The sequence below is a fragment of the Hoeflea algicola genome, assembly GCF_026619415.1.
In the GTDB taxonomy this organism is placed as follows: Bacteria; Pseudomonadota; Alphaproteobacteria; order Rhizobiales; family Rhizobiaceae; genus Hoeflea; species Hoeflea algicola.
In genome coordinates this window covers 3,692,722-3,706,585 of the sequence record NZ_JAOVZR010000001.1, presented here as the reverse complement: position 1 = coordinate 3,706,585, position 13,864 = coordinate 3,692,722, and the positions used below count along the sequence as shown (strand labels likewise).

The following is a 13,864-nucleotide window of genomic DNA, read 5'->3' as shown; positions in this document are numbered from 1 at the left end:
GAACATACTTCACTTACCGTCTGGGACTGGACCTAATGTTGCCCACGCGACGGGGAAATCACTCACAAACCGTGTCCACTTGATCGTACCATTATCGAGTACGCGGACACCAATTTCCACATCCCGACACTCTCCTTTCTCCTTGTTGTTGTGGAAACGAATGCTGCCTCGAACAACACGGCTGTATTCACCTGAAGAGATGCAATCCAAATCGTAGTGTATGGTCCGCTGTGAATATCCGTCGTGCGATTTCATGATACTGAAATCAACAGAAATACCCTCTATCTCTCCCAAGGCGTCATAATTTCCCCAGGAGGTGACGCTAACCCACCTCCCACGCAGGTAAGCAGCCAAACTATTCATTTCACTGTTGTTTGTCGGAACAATCTCACGTGGAGTAATACCAGTGGCCCATTTGGCCATACCTTCCGCCCACGCCTTTGCCAGATCAACAATTGCCTGCTCCGCAGCACCAGGAGTAGAGGGACCATCATCCTCCCCCATGCAATCAAGAATTTCGCAGGTATGCTCCCACTGTTCGCGCGCAGCAAACAATTTTGCCTCGGTTACGGACCAGTCTTCTGCCTGAACCAGGCAAGAAGAGGTCAAAACCAAAACAGCTCCAACACATAACCCGACACAGTGCCTCACTGTGTAAAAATGATAAATCATGAAATTCTCTCAAATCCATAACTTCACATTTTATATAGTAACAAAATCAATAAACTAGGCAACATCTTTTTTTGAATAAACAAATAACGCCTTACATTTTCGAGATGCTGAAATCATATATATCATTTCTTGGTGAAAATACTCAAATGGCACCCAGCTCAATCTATCCCTTCCCTAAACCCCGGCAGCCTTGGCGCTCACCACCTCGTTGAACTTGGTGAAAAACTGGCCGGCGAGCTTTTTCGAGGTTGAATCGATCAGCCGCGAGCCGAGTTGGGCCAGCTTGCCACCGACCTGGGCCTTGACGGCGTAGCTGAGCACGGTTTCCGCACCATCTTCGACAAGCTTCACATCGGCGCCGCCATTGGCGAAGCCGGCGATGCCGCCCTTGCCTTCGCCAGAAATCGTGTAGCTTTCCGGCGCATTGATGTTTTCCAACGTCACCTCGCCCTTGAAGGTCGCCGATACCGGCCCGATCTTGATCTTGACGGTGGCAGACATCTCGGTGTCGGAGCTTTTATCAAGTGACTGGCATCCCGGAATGCACTCGCGCAGCACATCGGGATCATTGAGTGCTTCCCAGACCAGCTGACGGGGTGCCGCAATACGCTCTTCGCCGTTCATTTCCATCAGATATCTTCCTCCGTGATTGCCGCGCTATCTATGCAAATCGAAAACGGCTTTGCCAAGGGCATATCGGATTGCTATGTCCACACCACACGAAACCACGAGTTCGGCGGCACTTTGACGGTGTGGCACGAGCTCCAGACTGACGGGACGGCTTCAGCGTGGCGGACAAGCGCAATCAACAGGCCCGGCGCGGCCCTGGCGGCAAGCCCGCGCAAGGGACTAAACAGGCGCGTCCGCCTGCCAAACTGCGCGGCAAGCCGGGTCATGGTCCAAAGCCCGAGGAAAAGCCGTTCCGCGACAAGTCTCATCGTGCGCCCGAGACTACCTCGCGACAGATAAAGGGCAAGCGCCCCTCGGAACGACTGGCGGCTGAAGCACAGGCCGCCACCGACAAGCGCAGCCAATCGGCACAGTCCCCGCCGATCCGCCCGCTCAACAAGCGCAGCGGTGAACTGCCCCGTCAGGTGGCGCCGCTGATTCTGGAAATCGGCGACGAGGATGGCTACCGGCTGATCGACACCGGCCAGAACGAGGCCGGCGAGGGCGAAAAGCTCGAACAATACGGCACATTGCGAATTGTCCGCCCGGAAGCCCAGGCGCTGTGGGCGCGCGGGCTTTCCGATGCCGAATGGAACAAGGCCGATGCGCTGTTTACCGGCGACACCGACGAAGACGGGATCGGCCGCTGGGCGTTTCCCAATCTGCCGCTCGGCGAAACCTGGCCGATGCAATTGCTCGGCGTCGACTTTTACGGCCGGTTGACCTCGTTCCGCCATGTCGGGGTGTTTCCCGAACAGATCGCCCATTGGCGCTGGATGGCCGAGAAGATCGCCAACGCGAACCGACCGCTGAAAGTGCTCAACCTGTTTGGCTATACCGGCGTCGCCTCGTTGGTGGCGGCCAAGGCGGGCGCGGAGGTCACCCATGTCGACGCCTCGAAAAAGGCCATCGGCTGGGCCCGTGAAAACCAGGCATTGGCCGGGCTCGAAACCAAGCCGATCCGCTGGATCTGCGAGGACGCGATGAAATTCATCGCCCGCGAGGAACGCCGCGGTAGCCGCTACGACATCATCCTCACCGACCCGCCGAAATTCGGCCGCGGCCCGAATGGCGAGGTCTGGCAATTGTTCGAGCATCTGCCATTGATGCTCGACATCTGCCGCGAACTGCTAAGCCAGAAGCCGGTCGGGCTGGTGCTGACCGCCTATTCCATTCGGGCGTCGTTCTATGCCATTCACGAGTTAATGCGCGAGACCATGCGCGGCGCCGGCGGAGTGGTGGAATCGGGCGAACTGATTATCCGCGAGAGTGGCAAGACCGGCGCGGATGATTGCCGGGCGCTGTCGACATCGCTCTATTCAAGGTGGCTGCCGCAATGAGAGATCCGAACGCTTCCGGAAGCACGCCACGGGTCGGCCTGGTCAAGGAAATTACCAGCCTGTCCAATCCGGTGATCAAGGACATTCGCGCGCTGTCGATGAAAAAGCACCGCGACGAGACCGGAACCTTTCTCGCCGAAGGGCTGAAACTGGTGATCGATGCGATTGAACTCGGCTGGAACATCCAAACACTGATCTACGCTAAAGCGCGGACCAGCACCGAGCAGGTCGAAAGGATCGCTGCGCTGACCGTGGCGCGCGGCGGACTGGTTCTCGAAGTCAGCGAAAAGGTGCTCACCGCGATTACCCGCCGCGACAATCCGCAAGCGGTGATTGCCGTGTTCGAGCAGAAACTGACGCCGCTTTCAGAGATTGCGCCCAAAGCCGACGAAACCTGGATCGCGCTTGACCGGGTGCGCGACCCGGGCAATCTCGGCACCATCATCCGCACCGCCGATGCCGCTGGTGCTTCCGGCGTGATGCTGATCGGCGAGACTGTCGATCCGTTCTCGACCGAAACCGTGCGCGCCACCATGGGTTCGATCTTCGCGATGCCGCTGGTGCGCACGTCCGAAGTGGAATTCCTGAACTGGTCAGCCAAGGACGGAGCGTTGCTGGTCGGCAGCCACCTCAAGGGCAGCGTCGACTACCGCTCGATCGATTACAAGGACCGTGCCGTGGTGCTGCTGATGGGCAACGAGCAGGCCGGCCTGCCCGACAGCATGGCATCGGCCTGCGGCAAGCTGGCCCGTATCCCGCAGACCGGGCGGGCCGATTCCCTCAACCTGGCGATCGCCACCGGGGTGATGCTGTTCGAGGCTCGGCGCCATTTGCTTGCTCTGGGGGATCTAACACCGTGACCACTTCCCGCCTGAGCCGCGCCGGCCCGATGCTGGCCATGGTGACAAGCACCGTGGCCTTCGACCAGGTCGTCAAATGGCTGGTGGAAACACGGCTGCCTTTCAACGAGCTGATACCGGTGGTGCCGATGCTGGCGCTCTACCGAACCTGGAACGAGGGCATCGCCTTTTCACTGCTCAAGGGCCTGCCGGATGTAGCGCTGCTGGGGGTGACTGCGCTTGTCGCCATTTTTGTCGTGATCTTGTGGTGGCGCACGCCGCCGGAGCGCTCGATTGCCCATCTCGGTTATGCGCTGATCATCGGCGGAGCAATCGGCAATCTGATCGACCGCGCGGTCTATGGCCATGTGGTCGACTATATCCTGTTTTACACCGAGCACTGGTCGTTCGCGGTGTTCAACCTGGCCGACAGTTTCATATCGGTCGGTGCCGGGCTGATCGTGCTCGACGAAGTCATCGCCACCATTCGCGAACGCAAGACAAGAGCATAGACCATCCGGCTTTCGTCGCTCTTGATCTCAAGCCAATCGCGGGCCAGTCTGCGCCCAACAGCATATGAGGAGTTTTCATGCAAGACCGTTTCAAGGGCATCCTGCTCACCCGTGACGACAACAAGGTACTGTCGGTCAATGTCGCCGAGCTCGGTCTTGACGACCTGATGGAAGGCGACGTCGTGGTCGAGGTGGAATGGACTACCGTCAACTATAAGGACGGGCTGGCAATTACCGGCAAGGGTCCGGTGGTGCGGCGCTGGCCGATGATCCCGGGGATCGATTGCGCCGGCACGGTGGTAAGCTCTGAAAATCCACGCTTCAGCCCGGGCGACAAGGTGATCCTCAACGGCTTTGGCGTCGGCGAGGTGCATACCGGCGCCTATGCCACCTATGCCCGGCTCAACGGCGACTGGCTGATTCCGATGCCCGAGGGCATGGATGGCCGTTCGGCGATGGCAATCGGCACGGCCGGCTACACGGCCATGCTGTCGGTGATGGCGCTGGAACGGCACGGCATTGACCCCACGCGCGGACCGGTGGTCGTCACCGGCGCCAATGGCGGCGTCGGCACGGTGGCCATCGCGGTGCTGGGCAAGCTTGGCTACGAGGTGATCGCCTCGACCGGCCGCCCCGAGGAAGGCGAATTCCTCAAGCAACTGGGCGCTTCCGAAGTGATCCACCGCGATGAATTGTCAGGACCGGCCAAGCCGCTCAACAAGGAACGCTGGATCGGCGGCGTCGACGCAGTCGGCAGCCACACGCTGGCCAATGTGCTGTCGATGACCTCCTATGGCGGCGCGGTGACGGCCTGTGGCCTGGCCCAGGGCATGGACCTGCCGGGCTCGGTCGCACCATTCATCCTGCGCGGCGTCTCGCTGCTGGGCATCGATTCAGTGATGGCGCCCCTGGCGTTGCGGCAGGAAGCCTGGGCGAGGCTTGTAAGCGACCTCGACGTCTCGAAGCTGGAAGCGCTGTCGACCGAAGTCGGCTTTGACGGCATCATCGACGCTGCCCACGCCATCATCGATGGCAAAGTGCGGGGCCGCGTGGTGGTCAATATGAAGCAGTAAAGCGCCGGATCGGTAAAATTCGATGCTTTTGCTGAAAACTTTGCTCACCGGACCCGTGTATCCATGGCGTCATGAGCACAGAACCAAGCCGACTCCAAGAAGCACTCAGCCTGGCCCTCAATCAACAGGCTGAGACTTCGCGTGACACCCAGACGGTTAGCCCGGCGGTCCGTTACCCGGTCTCCGACACGGCAACCGTCAGCCCCGGCGTCGCGCATAGTACTGCGGCACGGCCGCTGTTTGCGGCCTCGGCGGCGATGGCCGCAGCCGCTATTTCGGTCTCGTTCAATGCACCGATGGTGCTGCTCGCCTCGGTGGCGGGGATTGCGGTGTTTGCGGCGTTGCCGCTGCTCCGGCGGAAGACTGTCGGGCCGAGCCAGCGCCCGGTCGCTGCCACAACTCCCGCCTCGGCGTCGGCCGGGACAGCAGCCAAGAGCGAGCAGGAGTTCGACCGCTCCTGGGAGCTGGGGGGATTTTCGGGCCAGCTCACGGCGGTGTTTGATACGCTTGGCGACATGGTCTCGGCCTGCAATCTCGATGGCCGCATCATCTATGCCAACGACACCTTCAGCAAGATCACCGGCTGTGACCGGCCGGTCGGACTGACGCTGGAAGCGGCCGGAATCACGCCCGGAAGCCACGACGACAACGGCAATCGCGAACTCACCCTCGGCGAAGGTTCAGAGCAGACGATCTGGACCTGGCACGAAAAGGCTGCGCGCGATCCCGCAACCGGACAACTGCTGGTCCATTGCATCGGTCGCAACATCACGGCAACCCGCCGGGCTGAAGTTGAACTGGTCGAGGCGCGGGAGAAGGCGGAAGCCGCTAGCCACGCCAAGACCCGTTTCCTGGCCGCTGTCAGCCATGAAATTCGCACCCCGCTCAATGGCATCATGGGCATGACCCATCTTCTCGAGCAGACCGAGACTACCCCCGAACAGGCGAGCTATCTCAAGACCGCGCGCGAATCCGGCCAGGCGCTATTGTCACTGATCGAGGACCTGCTTGATGTCACGTCGATCGAGGCGGGACGACTCAACTTGCGCCGCGAACAGGGCAATCTTGAGGAGTTGGTGCACGGAGTTTGCGAACTGATGGCCTCGCGCGCCCATGAAAAAGACATCGAAATCGCTGTCCACATTGCCCCCGATGCACCGCAACGCATCACCTCCGACATCGGACGGCTGCGGCAGGTGCTGTTCAATCTGGTCGGCAATGCCATCAAGTTCACCGAGGCCGGTGGCGTACTGGTGGAGGTGGCGCTTGAGAACAACAAGCTCAACTTTATCGTTTCCGATACAGGTCCGGGTCTCAAGGACGAAGACAAGACCCGCATTTTCGACGAATTCGAGCGCGCTGACAACGGCCCTACACGCAAGCATGGCGGCGCTGGTCTGGGGCTGTCGATCTCGGCGCGGATCGTCGAGGCGCTGGGCGGCGAAATCGGCGTCGTCTCCAAAGCGGACCGCGGCAGCGCTTTCCATTTCACCGTGCCGCTTCAGGATTTTGAGGCAACCGACACACCGGTGATGCAGCGCGGGCCGCTTGCCGACCGCGCCGTGCTGGTCATCGCGCCGCGCGGGCCGGTATCGACGGCGATGCTGTGGAGCATCCGCGATCTGGGCGGCTTTGCCGAAGCCGCCGACGACGCGGAAACAATTATCGCGGCGCTGACCCGGCTCAACCGCTCGGGCGCATTTCTGAGCGACATTCTGGTTGATCGCCGCATCGCCGAGCACGCCGACAGTCTGCTGGCCGCGGCCCCGACCGTCCTGCCCGACACGGTAGCGCGGACGCTGGTGATTGCACCCGAGGACAGCCGCGATCTCGAAGGCCATGGCGCCCACGGTGCGGATGCATGGCTGGTGCGGCCAGTGCGTCGCACCTCGCTGATCAACGTGCTGACCAGACGGGACGACCGCGACGACCGCGACAGGCTGGCCAGCAAGCCGCGACCGCCGGTTTTGGTACGCAGCTCCGAGCATCCGACGCTCGACATTCTTCTGGCTGAGGACGATCCGGTCAACGCACTGGTGGTACGCACCGTGCTGGCCCGCCAGGGGCACCGGGTAACGGTGGTCGACAATGGTCGCAAACTGATCGAAAAGGCAATGGAGCGGCCCGGCGGCGTGGCCGGATACGACCTGGTCATCACCGATCTGTCGATGCCCGAGGTAGATGGCCGCACCGCCATCACCAGGATCCGCAGCGAGGAGGAGGTAAACCAGCTCGCCCGTCTGCCAATAATTGTACTGTCAGCGGATGGCCAGGCCTCAACCCGCGACGATCTGCTGGCCGCCGGCGCCGACGGGCACGCGGAAAAGCCGGTCGATCCGGAATGGCTGGTCTCGCTCGCCTCGGTCACCGCGCGCAAACGGGAACGCGCCACCGGCTAACCGGCTGCGAAAGCGGCTTCGAGGCACCGACACGCGGGAACCGGCATCGCTCCCTTACCCCACCCTTTTAGGGGGATGAATTGACCTGTGGAGGGGCAGTCACAATATTACCCAGAAATGGCCACAACCGGGATGGCAAATGTCACCGGGATGTCGCAGAATCGTGGTTGAACCCGTGCATCCATTAGCGGGAGAAGACCCATGGAAACGCACGTGCAACAGCCCCTGTCCACCCCTTTCCACGTACCTTTGGCCAAGAGCCAGCCGGCCGACCGAGCGCTTGGCAAAATTGGCTCGCTGGAAGTGCGGCTGGCGGCCACCAACGCCGAGATCGAAGCCGCCCAATGTCTGCGCTACCGTGTATTCGCCGAGGAAATGGGCGCGCAATTGCCGGCCGAGGCGGTGCGCGCCAAACGTGATTTCGATGCCGTTGACCGTTACTGCGACCATCTGTTGGTGCTTGACACGGCATTGACCGGCACCGCCGAAAACCAGATTGTCGGCACCTACCGGCTGCTGCGCCAGGAAGTGGCCGAGCGCCATGACGGATTTTACTCGCAAAGTGAATTCGACGTGGTCGACCTGGTCGGGCGCAATCCCGGCAAGCGCTTTCTCGAGCTTGGACGCTCCTGCGTTCTCAAGGAATACCGTACCCGCCGCACGCTGGAAGCCTTGTGGCAAGGCAATTGGGCCTATGCGCTCAATCACGGCATTGACGCGATGTTCGGATGCGCGTCGTTTCCCGGTGACAAACCGCATGCCCATGCGCTGGCGCTGTCGTTCCTCAACCAGGCTGCCGCCACCGGCGACAACTGGACGGTCAACGCCATTCCCGGACGCGGCGTGTCGCTGGACATGATGCCGGTGGAAGCAATCACCCCGCGCGCGGCGCTGGGCGCCATGCCGCCGCTGGTCAAGGGCTATCTGCGGCTCGGCGCGCTGGTTTCCAGTGAGGCTGTGGTCGACCGGGAATTCCGTACCACCGACATTCTGGTGATCCTGCCGGTCAAGCAGATCCGCGGCCGCTACATCAATCACTATGGCGCCGACGCTTCGCGGTTTTCGGCGTAAAAGCTGCCGGCCGGGTCCGTTCACCCGGCCCTGTTTTTCCCGCTCCGGGTCCGTTCACCCGGCCCTGTTTTTTCCCGCTTCAGCTCGAGGCGTTGTAAGCGGCAATTGCCGCCATGTTGACAATGTCGGAATCCTTGGCGCCCATCGAAACGATCTGGATCGACTTGTCGAGGCCAACCAGCAACGGGCCGATGACTGTGGAGCCACCCAGCTCCTGCAGCATCTTGGTCGAGATCGAGGCCGAGTGGAAGGCCGGCATCACCAGCACGTTGGCGGTGCCCGACAACCGGCAGAACGGGTATTGCTCGAGCACCTTGGTGTTGAGCGCCACGTCGGCGGCCATTTCACCGTCATATTCGAAATCGACCCGGCGCTTGTCGAGAATCTTTACCGCATCGCGCACCCGCTCCGACCGCTCACCGGTGGGATGGCCGAAGGTCGAATAGGCCAGCATCGCCACCCGCGGCTCATAACCCAACCTCCGCGCCATGCCGGCGGCTTCCTCGGCGATGTCGGCCAGTTCCTCGGAGTTCGGCATGTCGATGACGGCGGTGTCGGCGACAAACACGGTGCGCCCGCGGCACAGCGCCAGCGAAACGCCGATCATCCGGTGGCCGGGCTTGACGTCGACGCAGCGGCGGATGTCCTCAAGGGCTGTGGAATAATTGCGTGTGGTGCCCGTCACCATCGCATCGGCATCGCCGAGCGCCACCATGCAGGCGCCGAAATGGTTGCGATCGGTGTTGATCAGCCGCTGGCAATCGCGGTGCAAGTAGCCCTTGCGCTGCAATCGCGCATAAAGATAATCGGTATAGGCCTCGACCCGACGCGAGACCCGGGCATTGACCAGCTCAATGCCCGGGCGCTCGAGGTCGATACCGGCCAGCTTGGCGGTTTCGCGCATCTGCTCTTCGCGTCCCAGCAGATAGGCAGTGCCCAGCTTCTGGTTCACATAGGAAACGGCGGCGCGCATCACCTGCTCTTCCTCCCCTTCGGCGAAGACAACACGGCGCGGATGGCGGCGTACCCGCTCATAGAGCCTTTGCAGGGTGGAGGCGATCGGATCTCGCCGGGCGGACAATTCCTGGGCGTAGGCTTCCATGTTGAGGATCGGTTTTTGCGCCACGCCCGACTCCATCGCCGCCTTGGCAACGGCGACCGGAATCGCCGAAATCAGCCGCGGGTCGAAGGGAACCGGAATGATGTATTGCGCGCCAAAACGCGGCCGCACACCCTGATAGGCGGCAGCCACATCGTCGGGCACGTCCTCGCGGGCAAGATTGGCCAGCGCATGGGCGGCGGCGATCTTCATGTCCTCGTTGATGGTGGTCGCCCGGACATCGAGCGCGCCACGGAAGATATAGGGGAACCCCAGAACATTGTTGACCTGGTTGGGATAATCAGAGCGGCCGGTGGCCATGATGGCATCGTCGCGGATGCGCGCGACTTCCTCGGGCGTAATCTCCGGATCGGGGTTGGCCATCGCGAAGATGATCGGCCGCGGCGCCATCGAACGGATCATGTCCTCGGTCAGTGCGCCCTTGGCAGAGAGACCGAAAACAACATCGGCACCATCCATGGCATCAGCCAACGACCGCGCCTTGGTTTCAACCGCATGGCCCGACTTCCACTGGTTCATGCCTTCGGTGCGACCCTTGTAGATCACCCCCTTGGTGTCACACAGGGTGATGTTTTGCGGGGTGAACCCCATCGCCTTGACCAGTTCGACACAGGCGATCGCCGCAGCACCTGCGCCGTTGCAGACCAGCTTGGTGGACTTGAGATCGCGGCCGGTGAGGTGCAGCGCATTGATCAGCCCGGCCACGGCGATGATCGCAGTGCCATGCTGATCGTCATGAAACACCGGAATGTCCATGACCTCGCGCAGGCGCTGCTCGATGATGAAGCAATCGGGTGCCTTGATGTCCTCGAGATTGATGCCACCGAAGCTGGGGCCGAGAAAGCGGACGCAATTGACGAATTCATCGACGTTCTCGGTATCGACTTCCAGGTCGATCGAATCGACATCGGCGAAGCGCTTGAACAACACCGCCTTGCCTTCCATCACCGGCTTGGCTGCCAATGCGCCGAGATTGCCCATGCCGAGAATGGCGGTGCCATTGGTGATCACCGCCACCATGTTGCCGCGCGCGGTGTAATCAAAGGCGCGGGAAGGATCCTCGGCAATGGCTGTTACCGGTGCCGCCACACCGGGCGAATAGGCCAATGACAGATCCCGCTGGGTGGCCATCGGCTTGGTCGGGTTGATTTCCAGCTTGCCGGGCCGGCCGCGGGAATGGAAATCCAAAGCCTCCTGATCGGTTACCGCGGAAATCGAGCGATCTGACTTGTCCGTACCTGGCATTTTTTCCATCCCGTTGTGGGCGACCTTGTGTACGGCGCCTCATCCTGTTGTGTTTCCTGCTCTCCCACCGTTAGGGTGGTTGCTCAGGGCTGTAAAGCCGACTATCCGCAGAAGCTTACATTCCAAACGCTTGAAAAACCAAGACAGGCATCCCCTTTGAACGCCGAAAATCCGCTTACCTCCAGCATCCTGACCACCGCTGAACTCGCCACAGCGGAAAGCCGCGCCACGGCGACGCCGATGATGGAGCAATTCATCGAGATCAAGGCTGCCAATCCGGATTCGCTGCTGTTTTACCGGATGGGCGATTTCTACGAGCTGTTCTACGAGGACGCGGTGGACGCCTCGCGGGCGCTCGGCATCACACTGACCAAGCGGGGGCAGCATCTTGGCCGCGACATCCCGATGTGTGGGGTGCCGGTTCATGCCGCCGACGATTATCTGCAAAAGCTGATCTCGCTGGGGTTCCGGGTGGCGGTGTGCGAGCAGACCGAAGATCCGGCGGAGGCGAAAAAGCGCGGCGGCAAATCGGTGGTGCGCCGCGACGTGACCCGGCTGGTGACGCCGGGAACGCTGACCGAAGACAAACTGCTCGACCCGTCACAATCGAACTATCTGATGGCGCTGGCGCGGGTAAAGGGCCCGGGCGAGGCCCGATTCGGGCTTGCCTGGATCGACATTTCCACCGGCGCCTTTCATGTCGGAGAAAGCCGGCTGGTGCGGCTCTTGGCCGACATTGCCCGGGTCGAGCCGCGCGAGCTGATCCTGGCCGACAACGTATTTCATGATCCCGAAATCCGGCCGCTGATCGATCAGCTGGGCCGGGTCGCGGTGCCACAGCCCGGTGTGCTGTTCGACAGCGCCACGGCGGAAAACCGGATTGCGCGGTTTTTCGATGTCGGCTCACTCGATGGCTTCGGCAGTTTCTCGCGCGCCGAACTGGCGGCGGCGGCGGCGGCGGTCGCCTATGTTGAAAAGACCCAGATTTCCGAGCGTCCGTCGCTCGGCCGGCCCGAGCACGAGCGCGACGGCGCGCGGCTGTTCATCGACCCGGCGACGCGGGCCAATCTGGAACTGGTGCGCACGCTTTCGGGCGAGCGCCAGGGCAGCCTGATCAAGGCAATAGACAGGACCGTGACCGGCGGCGGCGGTCGCAAGCTCGCCGAATGGCTGATGGCGCCGCTGACCGACCCTGCCGAGATCAACGCCCGGCTCGACGGGGTGTCCTATCTGATCGCCGAACACCAGCTTTCCGAAGCGCTACGGGTCGCGCTCAGGGCGGTGGCGGACATGCCACGGGCACTGTCGCGGCTGGCGCTCAACCGCGGTGGGCCGCGCGATCTCGGCGCCATTCTAGCCGGGGTGACAGCGGCGCGCGACATTGCCGCGCTGTTTGATGCAAAAACCCTCCGGCGCAGTTGCGGGCGGCGGTCGACACGCTTGCCGCCCTGCCCGAAGAGATTGCAGCACGGCTTTCGCAGGCACTCGATGACGAATTGCCGCTGATGAAGCGCGACGGCGGTTTTGTACGCGCCGGCTTCTCAGCCGAGCTCGACGAACTCCGGGCTCTGCGCGACCAGTCGCGGCGGGTGATTGCCGGACTGCAGCTCTCCTATGCTGAGGAAACCGGGGTCAAATCACTGAAAATCAAGCACAACAACGTGCTGGGCTATTTCATTGAAGTGACGGCGCTCAACGCCGCGCCGCTGACCGAGAGTGACGCGGCCAAGGCGCGGTTCATCCATCGCCAGACCATGGCCAACGCCATGCGCTTTACCACCACCGAACTGTCCGATATCGAGACCCGGATCGCCAATGCCGCCGGTGAGGCTTTAACGATCGAACTGGCCGCCTTCGATGATATGGTGGGGATGGCGATTGCCAATGCCGACAGCATCAAGGCTGCGGCCAACGCGCTGTCGGTGATCGATGTGACGGCGGCACTGGCGCACCTGGCCCAGGAACAGGGCTATGCCCGGCCAAAAATCGACGACAGTCTGGCGTTCGAGATCGTCGCCGGCCGCCATCCGGTGGTCGAACAGGCGCTCAGACGACAGGCCGCACAACCGTTTGTCGCCAATGATTGCGATCTTTCGCCTCCCGACGAGAGCCATGACGGCGGCGCGATCTGGCTCTTGACCGGGCCCAACATGGGCGGCAAGTCGACCTTTCTGCGACAGAACGCGCTGATCGCCATCATGGCGCAAATGGGCTCTTTCGTGCCCGCCGGAGCGGCGCATATCGGCGTTGTCGATCGGTTGTTTTCGCGCGTCGGCGCCTCCGACGACCTGGCTCGCGGACGCTCGACCTTCATGGTCGAGATGGTGGAAACCGCCGCCATCCTCAACCAGGCCACTTCCCGTTCGCTGGTCATCCTTGACGAGATCGGCCGTGGCACGGCGACCTTTGACGGGTTGTCGATTGCCTGGGCGGCAGTCGAGCACCTGCATGCTCAAAATCGCTGTAGGGGCCTATTCGCCACACATTTCCACGAGTTGACCGCGCTGTCGGAAAAACTTCCGCGGCTTTCCAACGCCACCATGAAAGTCAAGGAATGGCAGGGCGAAGTGGTGTTCCTGCACGAAGTTGGCCCCGGTTCGGCTGATCGCTCCTATGGCATCCAGGTGGCGCGGCTGGCGGGGCTTCCCGACGCCGTGGTGGCCCGTGCCCGCGACGTGCTCACACTTCTGGAAACCACCGAGCGGGAAAACCCGGCAACACGGCTTGTTGATGACCTGCCGCTGTTTGCCGTTCCCGTCAACCGCGAACCGGTCAAATCCGCCAGCGGGCCGTCGGACCTGGACCTCCTGCTGGCGGAACTCGACCCCGACGACATGACGCCGCGCCAGGCCCACGAGGCGTTGTACGAGTTGAAAAAACGACTTGGGCAAAAAGAAAAAAGCCACCGAACCGGGCAATGACTG

The 13,864-nt window shown here is 61.8% G+C and carries 9 protein-coding genes and 1 pseudogene; 7 read left to right on the top strand and 3 right to left on the bottom strand.

The features are described 5' to 3' along the window. Positions 1-9: 9 nt before the first annotated feature. The gene (locus tag OEG84_RS18030; RefSeq protein ID WP_267655012.1) at positions 10-672 is read right to left on the bottom strand and encodes a hypothetical protein; all 663 of its coding nucleotides are present in this window, start codon (positions 670-672) and stop codon (positions 10-12) included. Between the two features lie 174 nt (positions 673-846). After that, a complete protein-coding gene (locus tag OEG84_RS18025) occupies positions 847-1,302 on the bottom strand; it encodes an SRPBCC family protein (protein WP_267655011.1) in 456 nt (151 codons plus the stop codon). A gap of 245 nt (positions 1,303-1,547) precedes the next feature. Between OEG84_RS18025 and OEG84_RS18020 the strand changes: the two genes are divergently transcribed. From OEG84_RS18020 to olsB, 6 genes are all read left to right on the top strand, one after another. Further along, complete coding sequence (locus OEG84_RS18020; RefSeq protein ID WP_425602926.1) at positions 1,548-2,681, top strand: class I SAM-dependent methyltransferase; 1,134 nt, start codon at positions 1,548-1,550, stop codon at positions 2,679-2,681. After that, positions 2,678-3,541: a TrmH family RNA methyltransferase gene (locus OEG84_RS18015; RefSeq protein WP_267655009.1), complete on the top strand. Its 864-nt coding sequence runs from the start codon at positions 2,678-2,680 to the stop codon at positions 3,539-3,541. The genes OEG84_RS18020 and OEG84_RS18015 overlap by 4 nt, the downstream gene beginning before the upstream one ends. 29 nt (positions 3,542-3,570) lie before the next feature. Next, a complete protein-coding gene (lspA, locus tag OEG84_RS18010; RefSeq protein WP_267656244.1) occupies positions 3,571-4,032 on the top strand; it encodes a signal peptidase II in 462 nt (153 codons plus the stop codon). A 77-nt stretch (positions 4,033-4,109) separates the two neighbouring features. Beyond that, positions 4,110-5,105: an acrylyl-CoA reductase (NADPH) gene (acuI, locus tag OEG84_RS18005; RefSeq protein WP_267655008.1), complete on the top strand. Its 996-nt coding sequence runs from the start codon at positions 4,110-4,112 to the stop codon at positions 5,103-5,105. 71 nt (positions 5,106-5,176) lie between these two features. Beyond that, positions 5,177-7,504, top strand: coding sequence for an ATP-binding protein (locus OEG84_RS18000; protein ID WP_267655007.1), 2,328 nt, complete (start codon positions 5,177-5,179; stop codon positions 7,502-7,504). 201 nt (positions 7,505-7,705) lie between these two features. After that, positions 7,706-8,575 carry a l-ornithine N(alpha)-acyltransferase gene (gene olsB, locus OEG84_RS17995; RefSeq protein ID WP_267655006.1) on the top strand — a complete coding sequence of 290 codons (870 nt, stop codon included), beginning with the start codon at positions 7,706-7,708 and terminating at the stop codon, positions 8,573-8,575. 79 nt (positions 8,576-8,654) lie between these two features. Here olsB and OEG84_RS17990 read toward each other — a convergent pair whose 3' ends face one another. Continuing rightward, entirely contained in the window at positions 8,655-10,940 is a 2,286-nt protein-coding gene (locus OEG84_RS17990; protein ID WP_267655005.1) for an NADP-dependent malic enzyme, read from the bottom strand. 156 nt (positions 10,941-11,096) lie between these two features. On the opposite strand from OEG84_RS17990, the pseudogene mutS reads away from it, so the two are divergent. Then, positions 11,097-13,861 (top strand): annotated as a pseudogene (gene mutS / locus OEG84_RS17985) (DNA mismatch repair protein MutS). Positions 13,862-13,864: the final 3 nt, after the last annotated feature.